The sequence below is a fragment of the Nitrobacter sp. MLSD-S21 genome (assembly GCF_058809865.1).
On record NZ_JBXASZ010000002.1, the window covers coordinates 635,747 to 651,234 of the forward strand.

The window sequence follows — 15,488 nt, forward strand, 5'->3', positions numbered from 1 at the left end:
GGAAATCGCACCAAAACGACAGGGCAATACCCAAATACCCAAGCGAAAACTTCAAAGCTGGAACTTCAAGGCTGATAACTGAAGGCGGGACATGAGAAACGGTCAGAATAACAACAAGCGGATGCGTAACCGGAACAATAATAACAATAATAACAATAACAACCGGCGCGGCCAGAACCCGATGACACGGGTTTTCGAATCCAACGGCCCCGACATCAAGATCCGCGGCACCGCCTCTCACGTCGCCGAAAAATACGTCCAACTCGCCCGCGACGCTCGCTCATCCGGCGATCCCGTGGCCGCCGAAAACTACTATCAACATGCGGAGCATTATTTCCGCCTGATCGCCGCAGCGCAGGAACAGTTTCGCCAAAGCCAGCCGCAGCAACAGCCGCGAACCGACGTCGATGTCACGGATGAAGCGGGTGACGACGACAGCGAAAACTACTCGAATTTTGGAGCGGAGCCCGGCTTCGTTCCGGTTCAGCAACCGCGTGACAATCATCAGCGCGAGGCGCAGCCCTACCAGCGCGATCAGCAGCAGCCCCGAGAATATCGTCAGCCCCGGCCGGCGATGGAGCCCGCCGACAATGGCGGCGTCGATCGCCTCCCGTCGTTCATTACGGGATCTCAGCCGCAGGTGAATGGCGGCCGGTTCGAAGGCAACGGCCATCAGGGCGGCGAGCGCAGCGACCGCTTCCCGCCACGCCGTCGCCGACGTCCGCATGGCCCGCGGCCGGACGGCATGGTGCAGCCGCCGGCTCCGAGCGAGGACTTCAATCCCGGAAACGAATAGCGATTCACCTCACCTGTTCTGGGCGGGTGAACCACTCGGATCACGATCGGATATATCACTCCTCGGCGTTACACGAGGACGGCGCGAGCGTTGGCTGCAACACCGGGATCAGCCGGCTGTGCTCCCGTTTCGCGGCAATGGGCCGGTAAACTTGCTTGGTTGCCTCAACGATGTGAACGCCGGCAAACGGCAGCGACAGTGCCGCGCCGATGCGCTCCCACGCCGCGGCCGAGCGCAGGAACCAGTTGCCATTGATCGGCGGGACGAATAGCGCCTCGCCCCAGGCGGACGGCGTGAACCATGTCTGCCGCAGCAGTTGAGTGATCTGCGAGCGCGAATAAGGCTGACCGTGGCCGAACGGCGTTGTATCGGTACGGGTCCAGATACCCCGGCGATTGGGAACGATCACCATCATTCGGCCAGACGGCGAAAGAATTCGCCACACCTCGCGCAGGAGACTTTCCGGATCGTCCGACACTTCCAGCGCATGAACCAGCAAGATCCGGTCTGCGACCGCGTCCTGCAGCGGCAACGAAAATTCATCGACCAGGGTCGCCAGCGCCGGCCGCGCCGTCGGCCATTTCAAGACGCCCTGGGCCGCCGGCATCAAGGCGATACAGCGCTCGCACTCCTCGCGGAACAGACCGAGGTAAGGAGTGGGATAGCCAAGGCCGACCACGCACTGCCCCTCCAAACTCGGCCAGTGTGCATGAATGGCGCGATTGATCAGCCGCCGGGCCACCATGCCGAGACGTTGCGCGTAGAAATCACGAAGGTCGATGACGTCGATCGCCATGTCCACATCTACCATGTTGCCGGCAAGCCGGGCACCCCCGCCCTGCCGATTTGTGCAATCGTAAACTGCCGTTAACGGCTTGTTTCGCCACGCAATTGCCTATGCTATAGCGTTTCCGAGCGAGCATGTCTTCGGGATCGACCTGAGGATGTCTACGGATCCCGCAAGATCAAGATAACGTGTCAAAACAAAAGCTCGAGCGGCTCGATCCCCTCAAAGCCGGAATAGTTCTAGTCTGGTTTTCCCGGAGTTCGCGTCATTTTCCCCGCAAGTCCGACGAGCGAACTCCGCGGCCGGGACACTCGCGTCGACCTCTCGGACTCACGGAGACGACATGACCGCCGATATCCGCCTGTTCACCTGCCTCACCGATAATTTCGGCGCGCTGATTCACGACCCCGCAACTGATGCGACCGCCGCGATCGACGCGCCGGACGCCGAACCGATCATCCAGGCGCTGGATCGCGAAGGCTGGATGCTGACCGATATTCTGGTCACCCATCATCACAGCGATCATGTCGGCGGCATCACGAAACTGAAACAGAAATACAACTGCCGGGTGGTCGCACCGCATGACAGGGGCGCCGGAATTGCCAACGTCGATCTGCGAGTCGGCCAGGGCGACATCGTCAAGGTCGGAACGCTGCTGGGACGCGTGCTGGAAACGCCCGGTCACACGCTGGACCACGTTAGTTACGTGTTCGACGACGAGAAGGTGGTCTTCGCCGCCGATACTCTGTTCTCGATCGGCTGCGGCCGGGTTTTCGAGGGCACCTATCCAATGATGTGGGACTCGCTTTTGAAGCTGCGCGCGCTGCCCGACGATTTCCGGCTCTATTGCGGCCACGAATACACCGCATCAAACGTGAAATTCGCGCTGACCATCGAGCCGAATAATCCGGTTCTCAAGGCCCGCGCCGAGGAGGTCACGCGGCTGCGCGCCGAGGGCAAGCCGACGGTGCCGACCCTGATGGGCGAGGAAAAGAAGGCCAACGTGTTCCTGCGCGCCGACGATCCTGCGGTGGCGGCCGGCGTGCACATGAAAGGAGCCAGCGGAGCCGACGTGTTCACCGAGTTACGCGAACGCAAGAACAAGTCGTGAGCGTATGATGTTCATGCCCGCGCCGGGCCGACACCACCAGCTAAAATAGCGTGCGCTGTCGCATCGCGGCCGACAGCGTCCCTTCATCGAGATAATCGAGTTCACCCCCCACTGGAACGCCGTGGGCGAGCCGCGTGACCTTCACGTTGGCGTCGCCAAGCAGATCGGTGATGTAATGCGCTGTGGTCTGGCCGTCGACGGTCGCGTTCAGCGCCAGGACGATTTCCGCTACACGCGGATCATGCGCCCGCGACACCAGCGCATCGATCGTCAGGTCCTGTGGACCGACGCCATCGAGCGGTGACAGCGTCGCTCCCAGCACGTGATAGAATCCGTTGGTGGCGCCGGCGCGCTCCAGCGCCCAGAGATCCGCCACATCGGCAACCACGACGATGATAGACGGATCGCGCCGGGCATCCGTGCAGACCGTGCAGGGGCTGCGGGTGTCGATGTTACCGCAGGTTTCGCAGACCCGGATCCTGTCGATTGCAACCTGCAGCGCGCCTGCCAGAGGCGTCATCAACGCCTCGCGTTTCTTGATCAGATGCAGCGCCGCCCGCCGCGCCGAGCGCGGGCCAAGCCCCGGCAGCCGCGCAAGCAACTGGATCAAACGATCGATCTCAGGTCCGGTGACGGCGGTCGGCATCTCTTAGGGTTTCCGAATCCGAAATTCGCCAAAGTGCACTGCGCCTCTTCGCGAATTTCGATTCGAAGGACACTAGCGCCTTTTTCGCTTCTGACAGAATCAGAAGCATGGCTACTATGATTGATCTGACGCGTCTTCTTCACGCAAACCTGAGTGGTCCGATTTCAGCATTCGCATCGTGCTACCGATCACGAGAAACCCAGGCCGGGCGGCAGACCAAGGCCGCCGGTCAATGTCTGCATCTTCTCCTGCATTGCGACCTCCGCCTTACGGCGCGCATCGCCAAGCGCGGTCACGACAAGATCTTCGAGAATTTCACGTTCGTCTGGCTTAATTAGAGACGGATCGATCGAGATCCCCTTGACATCCATCTTGGCGGTCATCCGCACAGTGACAAGACCGCCGCCGGACGTGCCCTCGACCTCAATGTGGTCGAGCTCGTCCTGCATCGCCTTCATCTTGGATTGGAATTGAGCCGCCTGCTTCATCATGCCGAGAAAATCAGCCATCAAAAAGTTCCTTTTCTTGCTGGAGCCTTTCCGCTTCCTGGTACCAGAAGCGGAAAGGCCCTAATCGTTGCTGTCGAGATCGTCGGCCGGCTCGTCAGGAGCGGCATCGGAATCCGGCGAGGACAAAGCGAACTTGCGTACCTCGACCACTTTGGCACCGGGAAAACGCGCCAGCACATCCTGCACGCGCGGGTCGGCCTCAGCGGCGCGCTCCCGTTCGTTTTTTTGCAGCAACGCCTGGGAGCGCAATGTCGGCTGGCCCGGCTCGTTGGAAACGATCACCGTCCAGCGCCGGCCTGTCCACTGTTCCAGCTTGCGCGAAAGATCGTTCACCAGCGTGCGCGCCGCACTGCGCTCCAGCGCGATCTCAAGCCGGCCGTCCTCCATCCGGACTAACCGCATGTCGGCCTCGAGCGCCGCCTTGATAATCAAATCGCGTTTTTCGCCGGCGAGCGCCACGAGTTCGGTAAAGCTTTCGATGGCCGTCACCGGACTCGCATCCGCTCTATCGGCCACCAGCGCGATGGCTTGCGGGCGAGCCGGTTCTGCTGCGGCGCGCTGCGACAATGAACGCGCAGCCGACGATCGGGCGGATGACACCGATCCTGAGCTCGATCTGGGCGGCGCGGCGTTGTTCGGGACAACTGGCGATTCGCCGCCATTGCGATCCAGCAGCCGGATCGCCTCATCGGGCGGCGGAAGGTCCGCGACATAGGCGATGCGCACCAGCACCATCTCGGCCGCGGCCGCCGGCCGCGTCGCGCCCTGAACTTCTGCGATCCCTTTCAGCAGCATCTGCCACATCCGCGACAACACGCGCATCGACAGTTTCACGGCAAAATCGCGAGCGCGCAGACGCTCCGTTTCCCCGAATGAGACATTGTCGGCGATCGCCGGAACAATCTTGACGCGGGTTACGAAGTTGACGAACTCGGCCAGATCACTGAGCACCACGACCGGATCGGCGCCGGTATCGTACTGGTCGCGAAACTCGCCGAATGCGCTCGCGATGTCGCCTCGCGCCAGTGCCTCGAACAGATCGATGACCCGCGTACGGTCAGCAAGTCCCAGCATTTGCCGTACAGCATCGGCCCGAACCACGCCAGCCGCATGGGCGATGGCCTGATCGAACAGCGACAGGGAATCGCGCACCGAGCCTTCGGCCGCCCTCGCCACGATGCCGAGCGCCTCCGGCTCCACCTCGACGTTCTCTTTCGCCGCAATATTGGTGAGGTGCGCCATCAGCACCTCGGCTTCGACACGTCGGAGATCAAACCGCTGGCAGCGCGACAGCACCGTCACCGGAACCTTCCGGATCTCGGTGGTCGCGAACACGAATTTCGCGTGCTCCGGCGGCTCCTCCAGCGTCTTCAGGAACGCATTGAAGGCCGCCGTCGAAAGCATGTGAACTTCGTCGATGATATAGACCTTGTAGCGAGCGCTCGACGGCGCATAGCGCACGCTGTCGTTGATCTGCCTGACGTCATCGACGCCGGTATGAGAGGCCGCGTCCATCTCCAGCACATCGATATGCCGGCTTTCCATAATGGCCCGACAATGAACGCCGAGTTGCGGCATCCGAATCGTCGGTCCTTGCACCGAGCCGTCCGCAAGCTCGTAGTTCAGCGCGCGGGCAAGAATACGCGCGGTGGTGGTTTTTCCCACGCCGCGCACGCCGGTCAGGATCCAGGCCTGCGGAATCCGCCCCGTTTCGAACGCATTGGACACCGTGCGCACCAGCGCCTCCTGTCCGATGAGGTCGTCAAAGCTGGAGGGGCGGTACTTGCGCGCCAGCACCCGGTACTGCGCGCTCGTTTCCGATGGTATCACGCCGAGGTCGAGGCCGGTTTGACCGGCGGCGTCATCGGGGAGCGTTGAGGGATGGCCAGCATCGGTCATTGAGCGATCCGCAATTTTCTCTCTCGAAGCCGGCTTGCGGAACAACGAAGCGAACCTTCGGACCGCGCCTATCCGGCGCTGGCAAGATTTCCGAAAAACATGGTTCGCCCAAAAGAGGTAGGAGACTGACGAGCGACCCGATCCGGACCTCGTTAGGGCTGCTTCCTTCCGGATCTGACCCGGTTGGCGAGTGGCTCGTCCACCGCCAATCTCCCAATTCCTATTTGGGGCCAAAAGCCCAGGAAAGCAAGCAGCGAGGACGACCCCGGAACGAGCCGTCTGAACCATTGACCTCGGCGGATCGCCGCGCCAGTTTGCATCGGCCGTCCTCAAAAAGTGTCCGCGAACGATGTCCGAAGCCTGGTCGCTTCACCCGCAGCTGGAGGAGGACACGGTCTCCATCAGCGACCTGCCGCTCAGCCGTCTGCTGCTCAGCAAGGATGCCAGCTATCCCTGGCTTATTCTGGTGCCAAGACGAGCTGGTGCGATCGAGATCATCGACCTTGATCGCGACGATCGCGCACTCTTGATGACGGAGATCGGTCAGGCGTCAGAAGCACTCAAGGACATCACAGGTTGCGACAAACTCAACGTGGCCGCGCTCGGCAATCAGGTGCCCCAGCTTCACGTCCATATCATCGCGCGTCGCAAAGGAGACTTTGCATGGCCCCGCCCGGTCTGGGGCGTGGCGCCCGCGCTCGCATACAAGGCAGCAGAACTCGAAGCATTCTTGGGTGCTATCAGGCGCAGGACAGGGCTCGGTGAGACCATTGTTAGAATTCCGGCCGACGGAACCTGAGCAAAACCTGCCGGTTTAACCGCTTGTCCCGATCTTCCTCATTGGCAAGGATTTCCGCATGATGAAAAAGCCACGCATCCTGTGTATTGGCATGCCAGTGCGCGACCTGACCTTTCACGTGCAAGGCCTCCCGAAACGCGGCTTGAAAATCGGCGCCGAGCGCTTCGAGGAAATCGCCGGCGGCAACGCATTCAACGCGGCGGTCGCCATTTCCCGACTCGATGGCGGAGTGGCGTTTTGCGGCCCCATGGGGGACGCCGGCGAAACATCCAGCCGCTACATCTTCGACAAGGCGGCGGAGCTCGGCATCGCGATGCAGGACATCGTTCACATGCCCGGTCTGGTGACGCCGATCTCCACCGTCATGATCGATCCGGGCGGCGAGCGAACCATCATCACCTTCCGCGATCCCGAATTGTGGAAAGTGCGTTTACCCGAGGCTGACAGGATGCTCAGCGATTGCGACGCCATCCTTGCTGAAAGTCGATGCGCGGCGTTCTGCACCGGTCTTTGCGCTGAAGCGCGGCGCCGCGGCATCCCGGTCGTGATCGATGTCGATTCCGCCATGTCAATGCGCGAGGGTCTGCTCACTGCATCCTCACATCTGATTTTCTCGAGTGAAGCCCTTCAGGCCACTGCCGACATCGCCGACGACGCGGCGGCATTGCAGAAGCTCGCCAAGGTCACTCCATCCTTCCTAGCCGGAACGCGCGGCTCCCAAGGAACAGTGTGGCTCGATCCGAATGGCGGCGGCCTCCGCCAGACCGCCGCCTTCCCCGTCCACACCGTGGACACATTGGGCGCCGGAGACGTCTTCCATGGCGCTTTCACTCTCGCCATGACCGAGAATCAGGATCTTGAAGACGCACTCAGGTTCGCCTCCGCCGCAGCCGCCATCAAATGCACCCGCTTCGGCGGCGCCTTCGCCTGCCCGCAACGTGCTGAAGTGGAAGCCTTTTTAGAGCACGGCGGTTCGAACTGAGCCGAGCCCCGCTGACGACACTTGCATTGGAATATTTTTCTATATATGAGCTTGAATAACCTCAATATTGGAATAATGTTCTAGCCATGAGCGATCTTGCCCTTCAGACCATTGAATCCGGTCGCCGCCTCGACGCCATCGACCGCAAGATTCTCACCGTGCTCCAGGAGGACGCATCCCTGTCGGTAGCCGAGATCGGCGACCGGGTCGGTTTGTCCTCGACGCCCTGCTGGAAGCGTATCCAGCGGCTCGAAGCCGACGACATCATTCTGCGCCGCGTGGCGCTGGTCGATCAGAACAAGATCGGGCTCGGCATAACAGTGTTCGTATCGGTTGAAAGCGGAGACCACTCGGATACGTGGCTAACAACCTTCGCCAATGCGGTCCGCGCGATGCCCGAGGTGATGGAGCTCTACCGCATGGCGGGGGACGTCGATTACATGCTGCGCGTCGTGGTCGCCGACATGGCGAGCTACGACCTCTTTTACAAGAAGCTGATTAGTTCGGTCGCGCTGAAGAACGTCACCTCCCGATTCGCGATGGAGAAGATCAAATCGGTGACGGCACTGCCGGTGCCGGCGGCAAGCGCAGTGTAGTCGGCACGGCCTTCGTCGGAAATGCTCTGCCACGTCATTGCGAGGAGCGTTGGCGACGAAGCAATCCAGTTCTTTTTTGCCGCCTGGATTGCTTCGCTTCGCTCGCAATGACGGACGACCTCAAATCTTCTGATTGTATTCGCCGACCTCGGGATGGGTACGCAGCACGCTGTCCATCACCTCGAACATATCGCGCATCCGCTGCTCGGAGACCGGGCTTTCGACCACCACAACAAGCTCTGGCTTGTTCGATGACGCCCGCACCAACCCCCAGCTTCCATCCTGCGCCGTCACCCTGATGCCGTTGACGGTGACGAGATCGCGGATCGGCTGGCCGGCGATCTTGTCGCCGTTGGCCTTGGCCGCCTCGAAATGCTTCACCACGCTGTCAACGATGCCGTACTTGGCCTCGTCGGCGCAATGCGGCGACATGGTCGGCGAGGACCAGGTTTTGGGCAAGGCGTCCTTCAGATCTGCCAGCGATTTGCCCGCTGCGCGATCGAGCATCTCGCACACAGCGATCGCCGAGATCAGTCCGTCGTCGTAACCCCGGCCCATCGGCGCGTTGAAAAAGAAGTGCCCGGATTTTTCGAAACCAGCGAGCGCGCCGAGCTCATTGGTGCGCCGCTTCATGTAGGAGTGGCCGGTTTTCCAGTAGGTCGTCCGCGCGCCCTGCTGCTGCAATACCGGATCAGTGACAAACAATCCTGTGGACTTCACATCGACCACGAAATGCGCATCCTTGTGGATCGCCGACATGTCGCGCGCCAGCATCACGCCGACCTTGTCGGCGAAGATTTCCTCGCCGGTGTTGTCGACCACGCCGCAGCGATCTCCGTCGCCGTCGAAACCGAGACCGGCGTCGGCCTTGTGTTCGAGCACCGCGTCGCGGATCGCGTGCAGCATCTTCATGTCTTCGGGATTGGGATTGTACTTCGGAAAGGTGTGATCAAGCTCGGTATCCAGCGGGATCACCTCGCAGCCGATCGCCTCCATCACCTGCGGCGCGAAGGCGCCGGCGGTACCGTTGCCACAGGCCACCACGACCTTCAGCTTGCGCTTCAGTTTCGGCCGTTTCGTCAGATCAGCGATGTAGCGCGCCGGGAAACTGTCGTGAAACTCATAGGAGCCGCCCGCCCTGGTGGCGAAGGCAGCGCCGAGCACGATTTCCTTGAGCCGCGTCATCTCGTCTGGCCCAAACGTCAGTGGCCGGTTGGCGCCCATCTTGACGCCGGTCCAGCCATTGTCGTTATGCGAGGCCGTCACCATGGCGACGCAGGGGACGTCGAGCTCGAACTGCGCGAAGTATGCCATCGGCGTCATGCAAAGTCCGATATCGTGAACCTTGCAGCCCGACGCCAACAAGCCGGAGATCAGCGCGTACTTGATGGAGGACGAATAGCTGCGGAAATCGTGACCGGTGACGATCTCCTTCTTCTGGCCGAGTTCGCCGATCAGCGTGCCAAGGCCCATGCCCAATGCCTGGATGCCCATCAGGTTGATTTCCTTGCCGAACAGCCAGCGCGCGTCATATTCGCGAAAGCCGGTCGCCTTCACCATCGGCTCGGATTCATAGGCATAGGTGTTCGGTGCCAGAACGGGTTTCGGCTTCGGAAACATGCGGATGGGCCTCTCAAGGAAAGGACATGAGGAAATGCAGCGCTGGCGATACCACTGCTGCTGGAATGCGGGAGCTAGAACTATTCCTGCTTTGATGACATCAAAGCCGGGCTCAAGCTTGTTATTTTAACGCGTTTTCTTTGACGCGAACCGGTACCCACTTCGCTTAAAAACGCTACAGGTCTGTGAACGGCAATTGCGGCATAATTCGCGACGGCAAAACGACACGCGTCAACCCCGACGCCGATGCCGAATTACTGTTCCAGCATCATCCGCCCGTTCGCGAATTCGAAGCGCTTGAGTTTAGACAAAAAAGATAAACCAAGCAGATTTTCCGACAGCGCTTCGTCGGGCAGCACCATGGCATCGACATCGCGCACGATGAGACCGCCGATGTCGACCATGGCGAGCCGGGTACGCGCCGCCTTGAGCTTGCCGTTGGCCGTGGTCACCGTCGTCGTGTAGTCGTTCTGCGAGGGCCGCACGCCGAGCCGCGCGGCCGAGCTTTCGTTGAGCGCGACGACGGAGGCACCGGTGTCGACCATGAAGCCGATGCGCTGGCCGTCGATTCGGCCTTCTGTCTGGAAGTGGCCCCGGCCGTCGCGTGCAATGCTAATGCTGCGGATGCCGGCCTGGGCATTATCCTGAAGCGCGGCGAACGCCGTCGGCTGCGTCGACGTGGTGGGCCGCGCGGCTGCGGACGTGGTCATCTCGTCAGCCAGTTGCGCCATATAGGAGCCGGCGCCGATCAGAAGCGCGGCAAGAATTATCAGATTACGCATGGCGCACACTCACTGACAAATGACGACGCGGCGATCTCGCGACCGCCACCAGCCGGCTACGAGCAATGGCGAAGCTGCTATTTGTGCCAATAAGGATGAGCGAAGCGTTAACACGCGCGCGAAGCTGTGCGGCCGATCGGGAAAGTACCTATAGCGTTTTCGAGCGAAGTGGGTACCGGTTCGCGTGACGAAAACGCGTCAGGTCAAAAAGCTAGAGTCTTTCACATGAGCGTTGAAAGACGCTAGCGGCCATCTTCCGTCGTCAAGGCAAATGCCACAACCGCATAGCGCCTGTGGATCAGCATCAATAGTTCGGTCGGCGACGAGGACCGCCCAGCGCGCCGCCACGAGATGTCGAATGAGCAATCGATCCATCCGTCATCGCGACGCTTGGCTTCCGCAAAACTAGCCTGGTAGCCCACTTCTTGGGTCATCACAGGCAGTTCGATGACCGCCCGCATTTGCGTATCGTCCGCGACGATCAACCGGGCCCTGCGTTCACGGGGAATGAAATAGTCGACCCACCTGAGCGCCCCTAGAGTCATGACGGCCAGTACGGTGGCAGCCATGCCGAGCACGAGCTGGCCTCCACCCAGCGAGAGCCCGATCACGGTCATCAGCCACAGCGTCGCCGCGGTGGTGACGCCGGCGATGAGGTCACCCTTCTTGAAGATGGTGCCGGCGCCGATGAACCCCACGCCGGTCAAAATGCCGAGCGGCAAACGCATGACGTCAATCTGGACAAAGGACTCGACCGTTTTGCCGCTGGTCGATAGCAGGATGTTCGCTTGGATCATGGCGATCGAAGCAGCAAGACCGACCAGAATGGTGGTGCGAAATCCGGCCGCATGCCCTTGCACGCCCCGGTCAAATCCCACGATACCCCCCGCAACCATTGTCAGAGCGAGACGGATCGCGATATCCGACCAGGTCGGCTGCAGAAGCATGTCCATCATGTCCATGAAGGGCCTCAAGGTGGGTCACGGCGAGAGACGTCACGTCAACGCCTCATCAATGGTGCGAGTTCCCCGGTCAATCGGCCCCTTCAGGTCCCGCGTGGCTTAACCCGCCGTGTCGGCGGCGCATTCGCCGGATCATCCGGCCAGGGATGCCGGGGATAGCGCCCGCGCAGATCAGAACGAACGGCGGCATAGCTGCCGCGCCAGAAGCCCGGCAGGTCGCGCGTCACCTGCACCGGGCGATGCGCCGGAGACAGCAATTCCAGAACCAGCGGCACCTTGCCTTGCGCGATCGACGGATGCGTCGTCAGGCCAAACAATTCCTGCAATCTGACGGCGATGGTCGGCCCCTGCTCGGCTTCGTAGTCGATCGCGAGTATCGTACCAGTCGGCGCCTCAAAATGGGTCGGCGCCTCGCGCTCCAGCCGCGCACGCAAACTCCAAGGCAACAACGCCATCAGCGCTTCCGACAGATCGCCGGCTGAAAATTCCTTCAAAGCGGTCTTGTCGAACAGCGCGGGCGCCAGCCACATGTCGGTTGTGGCCACAAGCCCGGCATCGGACAGGTCCGGCCACTCCTCGCCTTCCGCCGCGCGCAGGAACATGACCCGGTCGCGCCATTGCTTGAGCGGCTTCGACCACGGCAAGCGATCCAGACCCGCTCCTATCAATCCTTCGGCGAGGATGCGCGCTGTCGTAACCGACGGCGCGACCGCCACCGGAGCTTCGGCAAGCGTGATCGCATGCAGCCGCTTGCGCCGCCGTGCCCGCAAACTCATCGCCGCGCGATCGAATGAGATCTCCTCGTCGGTCTCGATCTGGTCGGCGAAGCGCGATTCGATCTCCGCCTGCGCGATCGGTGCAGCCAGCAAGATACGGCTGTTCGCGGCGGTACCGGTCAGTTCAGCAACCGCGATAAAAGGCGACCGCGCCAGCGCCGAGGCCTGATCGGCCGACGCGCCGCGACCGTTGGCGAGCACGAACGACCCGTTGCCGCGATTGCGCGCCACGCGATCGGGAAACGCGAGAGCGAGCATCACACCGCTGGAAGGAAAGGTTTCTCCCTCCCCACCAGAGGCGGGAGGGGTAACAGGCACCGCTACCTGAGACGCCCAACGTTCCGCAAGCTGCCTCGCGCCGGTGGCGCGTGGCGAGCGGTCGCGGCGAAAGCTATCGAGCCTCGCATCGAGATCGACGCTGTCGCCGCCCAGACCCCGCTCGGTCAGCACCGCCGCAATGTCCGCAGCCTCCCGGCCTGCGCCGAGACGATGCGCGCCCACGATCATGCGCGCGAGCCGAGGGGGCAGCGCCAACGCCCGCAAACTTTTTCCTTCGTCGGTGATGCGGCCATCGGCATCCAGCGCGCCAAGCTCGCGCAGCAGGCTTCGCGCCTCGTTCAACGCGGGAGCAGGCGGCGGATCGAGAAACGTCAGTGTGGCGGGATCGCGCACACCCCATTGCGCGAGATCGAGCACCAACGACGACAGATCGGCTGAGAGGATCTCGGGCTGGGTATAGGCGGACAGCGAGGCGGTCTGCGGCTCGTCCCATAGCCGATAACATACACCAGGCTCCGTGCGGCCGGCGCGGCCCCGGCGCTGGTCCACCGCGGCGCGCGAGGCACGCATGGTTTCCAGCCGCGTCAGGCCGATGTCAGGCTCAAAGCGCGGCACCCTCGCCATGCCGGAATCCACCACGATGCGGACGCCCTCGATGGTCAGCGAGGTTTCTGCGATCGATGTGGCCAGCACCACCTTGCGACGCCCCCTCGGCGCGGGCGCGATGGCGCGATCCTGCACCGCGGCGTCGAGCGCGCCGAACAGCGGCACGATCTCAATGGATGCATCGTGCACCCGTTCAGCGAGCATATTTTGCGTGCGCCGGATTTCGGCCGCGCCCGGCAGGAACGCCAGCACGGAGCCTGCATCGGTGCGCAGCGCTGTCGCGATCGCGTCAGCCATCTGCCGCTCTAGTGGTGAATCGGGCTTGCGGCCAAGATATCGCGTTTCAATCGGGAAGGCGCGGCCCTCGCTTTCGATCACGGGCGCGCAGCCAAGACGTTTTGCAATCCGCGCGCCGTCGATGGTCGCGGACATCACAAGAATCCGCAAATCCTCCCGCAGTCCGGTCTGGACGTCACGCGCCAGGGCGAGCCCAAGGTCTGCATCGAGCGAACGCTCATGAAACTCGTCGAACAGGATCGCGGCAACACCGTTCAGTTCGGGATCGTCGAGGATCTGCCGCGAGAAGATCCCTTCGGTGACGACCTCGATACGCGTTCTGCGCGAGATCTTGGAGCCGAAGCGCACGCGATAGCCCACGGTCTCGCCAGCGCGCTCGCCCAACGTCTGCGCCATTCGTTCCGCGCTGGCGCGCGCCGCGATCCGGCGTGGCTCCAGCACGACGATCTTCCTGCCGGCGACCCAGGGCGTGTCGAGCAGTGCCAACGGCACCCGCGTCGTCTTGCCGGCTCCCGGCGGCGCCACCAGCACCGCGGCGTTGTGCGCAGCAAGCGTGCGTCCAAGTTCGCCGAGCACGGCGTCGATCGGAAGCGGGTTGGCGAATGTTTCCGTCAAGGAATAGGTCCGCGCGTACGGCATGGTAACGGGGAGACCGTCCTATAGCGTTTTCGAGCGAAGTGGATAACCGGTTCGCGTGGAGAAAACGCGTCAGATCAGAATGATAGAGCCCCGCTTCTGATTCCATCAGAAGCGGAAAGGCTCTAGCGCACCACTTGCCAAACGGCCAGGCGATACCTCTATCCGATCACTTTCCCGGGAAACCGGCACATTATTTGATTGGTGAAAGGAGAACGCAACCGATCCGCCTGTAAACAGGCCCCATCGCGCCGAAAAGAGACAACCATGACCGGAAACGGCACAGCTGCGCAGAAAACCGAACGGGTCGACTGGGTCGACTATGCCAAGGGCATCTGCATCATCATGGTGGTGATGATGCACTCGGTGCTGGGCGTTGAGGCCGCAGCCGGACAGACCGGTTTCATGCACCTCGTGGTCGAATTCGCAAAACCGTTCCGGATGCCGGATTTCTTCCTGATTTCCGGCCTGTTCCTGCCGCTCGTCATTAACCGCGACTGGCGCACCTACCTCGACCGCAAGGTCGTGCACTTCTTCTACTTCTACGTTCTGTGGACCGCGATCCAGTTCGGCTTCAAGGCCCCCCACTTTGCCGCCGAGGTGGGCTGGCCGGGCGTCGTCCATCTCTATCTGATGTCGTTCATCGATCCGTTCGGCACGCTGTGGTTCATCTATCTGCTGCCGGTGTTCTTCGTGGTCATCAAGGCCACGCGCCGGATCGCGCCTTGGGCGATCTGGGGCGCTGCGGCGGCGCTCGAGATGACGCACATCTCGACCGGCTGGACGCTTATCGACGAATTCGCCGCTCGCTTCGTCTACATCTATTCCGGATACCTGTTCGCAAACTACGTATTCGCATGGTCGGCCCGCGCCCGCGCTTATCCGGGATTGACGCTGGCGGCGCTTGCGCTGTGGGCTGTTGTCAACGGCGGCCTGGTCCATACTGGCATCAGCGAATGGCCAATCGTTTCGCTCGCGCTCGGTCTCGCCGGCGCCAGCGCCATCATCGCCGTTGGCACTTTGCTTGCGAAAATGCGCTGGCTGAACGTCGTGCGCTATTGCGGCGAGCACTCGATCGTCATCTATCTCGCGTTCTTCCTGCCGATGGCCGCCTCGCGCACGATCCTGCTGAAAGCAGGTTTGATCCACGATGTCGGCCTGATCTCTCTGATCGTCACCATCGCCGGCGTGATCGGCGCGGTGCTGATCTGGTGGGCCTGCCGCAACACGCGGGCGAACTTCCTGTTCGAGCGTCCTGACGCCTTCTGGATCGCGCCGAAGAAACGAGCCTCCGCGATTCAGGCGGCGGCCGAATAATCCGGCTCGGTCGCCCGGTCAAGGCCCGAAACCCTTGCGATTTTTGTCGGTCATGAGAACGCCGCGGGGGTGCCATCAGCGGGAAAAC

Annotated in this window: 14 protein-coding genes and 1 other RNA gene; 6 read left to right on the forward strand and 9 right to left on the reverse strand. The window is 61.9% G+C overall.

All coding sequences use genetic code 11. The features are described from left to right. Window positions 1-91: 91 nt before the first annotated feature. The gene (locus AC1RT6_RS08910) at window positions 92-796 is read left to right on the forward strand and encodes a DUF4167 domain-containing protein (protein ID WP_079445442.1); all 705 of its coding nucleotides are present in this window, start codon (window positions 92-94) and stop codon (window positions 794-796) included. A 55-nt stretch (window positions 797-851) separates the two neighbouring features. Here AC1RT6_RS08910 and AC1RT6_RS08915 read toward each other — a convergent pair whose 3' ends face one another. Continuing rightward, window positions 852-1,592 (reverse strand): methyltransferase domain-containing protein, encoded by a 741-nt coding sequence (locus AC1RT6_RS08915; RefSeq protein ID WP_079445441.1) that lies wholly within the window; start codon window positions 1,590-1,592, stop codon window positions 852-854. A gap of 334 nt (window positions 1,593-1,926) precedes the next feature. Between AC1RT6_RS08915 and gloB the strand changes: the two genes are divergently transcribed. Beyond that, window positions 1,927-2,694, forward strand: a complete 768-nt coding sequence (gene gloB / locus AC1RT6_RS08920; RefSeq protein ID WP_079445440.1) for a hydroxyacylglutathione hydrolase — start codon at window positions 1,927-1,929, stop codon at window positions 2,692-2,694. Between the two features lie 40 nt (window positions 2,695-2,734). Here gloB and recR read toward each other — a convergent pair whose 3' ends face one another. The 4 genes from recR to ffs all read right to left on the reverse strand — a co-directional run bounded on the left by recR (window position 2,735) and on the right by ffs (window position 5,962). Beyond that, window positions 2,735-3,340 carry a recombination mediator RecR gene (recR, locus tag AC1RT6_RS08925; RefSeq protein ID WP_079445439.1) on the reverse strand — a complete coding sequence of 202 codons (606 nt, stop codon included), beginning with the start codon at window positions 3,338-3,340 and terminating at the stop codon, window positions 2,735-2,737. A 188-nt stretch (window positions 3,341-3,528) separates the two neighbouring features. After that, entirely contained in the window at window positions 3,529-3,849 is a 321-nt protein-coding gene (locus AC1RT6_RS08930; RefSeq protein WP_079445438.1) for a YbaB/EbfC family nucleoid-associated protein, read from the reverse strand. Between the two features lie 60 nt (window positions 3,850-3,909). After that, the gene (locus AC1RT6_RS08935) at window positions 3,910-5,748 is read right to left on the reverse strand and encodes a DNA polymerase III subunit gamma/tau (RefSeq protein ID WP_079445437.1); all 1,839 of its coding nucleotides are present in this window, start codon (window positions 5,746-5,748) and stop codon (window positions 3,910-3,912) included. A 117-nt stretch (window positions 5,749-5,865) separates the two neighbouring features. After that, window positions 5,866-5,962: signal recognition particle sRNA small type (gene ffs / locus AC1RT6_RS08940), an RNA gene on the reverse strand. 135 nt (window positions 5,963-6,097) lie between these two features. Between ffs and AC1RT6_RS08945 the strand changes: the two genes are divergently transcribed. The 3 genes from AC1RT6_RS08945 to AC1RT6_RS08955 all read left to right on the forward strand — a co-directional run bounded on the left by AC1RT6_RS08945 (window position 6,098) and on the right by AC1RT6_RS08955 (window position 8,125). Continuing rightward, entirely contained in the window at window positions 6,098-6,547 is a 450-nt protein-coding gene (locus AC1RT6_RS08945) for an HIT domain-containing protein (RefSeq protein WP_079445436.1), read from the forward strand. 58 nt (window positions 6,548-6,605) lie between these two features. Further along, entirely contained in the window at window positions 6,606-7,529 is a 924-nt protein-coding gene (locus AC1RT6_RS08950; RefSeq protein WP_079445435.1) for a sugar kinase, read from the forward strand. Window positions 7,530-7,615: 86 nt separating this feature from the next. After that, complete coding sequence (locus AC1RT6_RS08955; protein ID WP_079445434.1) at window positions 7,616-8,125, forward strand: Lrp/AsnC family transcriptional regulator; 510 nt, start codon at window positions 7,616-7,618, stop codon at window positions 8,123-8,125. A 120-nt stretch (window positions 8,126-8,245) separates the two neighbouring features. Here AC1RT6_RS08955 and AC1RT6_RS08960 read toward each other — a convergent pair whose 3' ends face one another. The 4 genes from AC1RT6_RS08960 to hrpB form a co-directional block, all read right to left on the reverse strand. After that, on the reverse strand, window positions 8,246-9,745 hold the full coding sequence (locus AC1RT6_RS08960; protein ID WP_079445433.1) for a phosphomannomutase/phosphoglucomutase: 1,500 nt from the start codon (window positions 9,743-9,745) through the stop codon (window positions 8,246-8,248). A gap of 254 nt (window positions 9,746-9,999) precedes the next feature. Continuing rightward, complete coding sequence (locus AC1RT6_RS08965; RefSeq protein WP_079445432.1) at window positions 10,000-10,527, reverse strand: TIGR02281 family clan AA aspartic protease; 528 nt, start codon at window positions 10,525-10,527, stop codon at window positions 10,000-10,002. A 242-nt stretch (window positions 10,528-10,769) separates the two neighbouring features. Beyond that, window positions 10,770-11,489: an MgtC/SapB family protein gene (locus AC1RT6_RS08970; protein ID WP_244553381.1), complete on the reverse strand. Its 720-nt coding sequence runs from the start codon at window positions 11,487-11,489 to the stop codon at window positions 10,770-10,772. Window positions 11,490-11,572: 83 nt separating this feature from the next. After that, the gene (hrpB, locus tag AC1RT6_RS08975) at window positions 11,573-14,086 is read right to left on the reverse strand and encodes an ATP-dependent helicase HrpB (RefSeq protein WP_079445431.1); all 2,514 of its coding nucleotides are present in this window, start codon (window positions 14,084-14,086) and stop codon (window positions 11,573-11,575) included. Between the two features lie 264 nt (window positions 14,087-14,350). Between hrpB and AC1RT6_RS08980 the strand changes: the two genes are divergently transcribed. Further along, complete coding sequence (locus AC1RT6_RS08980; RefSeq protein ID WP_079445430.1) at window positions 14,351-15,400, forward strand: acyltransferase family protein; 1,050 nt, start codon at window positions 14,351-14,353, stop codon at window positions 15,398-15,400. The last annotated feature ends 88 nt before the right edge of the window (window positions 15,401-15,488 follow it).

Excerpts from the sequence above, each read along its gene's own strand:
- AC1RT6_RS08910 (WP_079445442.1), top strand. The coding sequence starts at position 92 with ATGAGAAACGGTCAGAATAACAACAAGCGGATGCGTAACCGGAACAAT.
- AC1RT6_RS08915 (WP_079445441.1), bottom strand. The coding sequence starts at position 1,592 with ATGGCGATCGACGTCATCGACCTTCGTGATTTCTACGCGCAACGTCTC.
- gloB (WP_079445440.1), top strand. The coding sequence starts at position 1,927 with ATGACCGCCGATATCCGCCTGTTCACCTGCCTCACCGATAATTTCGGC.
- recR (WP_079445439.1), bottom strand. The coding sequence starts at position 3,340 with ATGCCGACCGCCGTCACCGGACCTGAGATCGATCGTTTGATCCAGTTG.
- AC1RT6_RS08930 (WP_079445438.1), bottom strand. The coding sequence starts at position 3,849 with ATGGCTGATTTTCTCGGCATGATGAAGCAGGCGGCTCAATTCCAATCC.
- AC1RT6_RS08935 (WP_079445437.1), bottom strand. The coding sequence starts at position 5,748 with ATGACCGATGCTGGCCATCCCTCAACGCTCCCCGATGACGCCGCCGGT.
- AC1RT6_RS08945 (WP_079445436.1), top strand. The coding sequence starts at position 6,098 with ATGTCCGAAGCCTGGTCGCTTCACCCGCAGCTGGAGGAGGACACGGTC.
- AC1RT6_RS08950 (WP_079445435.1), top strand. The coding sequence starts at position 6,606 with ATGATGAAAAAGCCACGCATCCTGTGTATTGGCATGCCAGTGCGCGAC.
- AC1RT6_RS08955 (WP_079445434.1), top strand. The coding sequence starts at position 7,616 with ATGAGCGATCTTGCCCTTCAGACCATTGAATCCGGTCGCCGCCTCGAC.
- AC1RT6_RS08960 (WP_079445433.1), bottom strand. The coding sequence starts at position 9,745 with ATGTTTCCGAAGCCGAAACCCGTTCTGGCACCGAACACCTATGCCTAT.
- AC1RT6_RS08965 (WP_079445432.1), bottom strand. The coding sequence starts at position 10,527 with ATGCGTAATCTGATAATTCTTGCCGCGCTTCTGATCGGCGCCGGCTCC.
- AC1RT6_RS08970 (WP_244553381.1), bottom strand. The coding sequence starts at position 11,489 with ATGGACATGATGGACATGCTTCTGCAGCCGACCTGGTCGGATATCGCG.
- hrpB (WP_079445431.1), bottom strand. The coding sequence starts at position 14,086 with ATGCCGTACGCGCGGACCTATTCCTTGACGGAAACATTCGCCAACCCG.
- AC1RT6_RS08980 (WP_079445430.1), top strand. The coding sequence starts at position 14,351 with ATGACCGGAAACGGCACAGCTGCGCAGAAAACCGAACGGGTCGACTGG.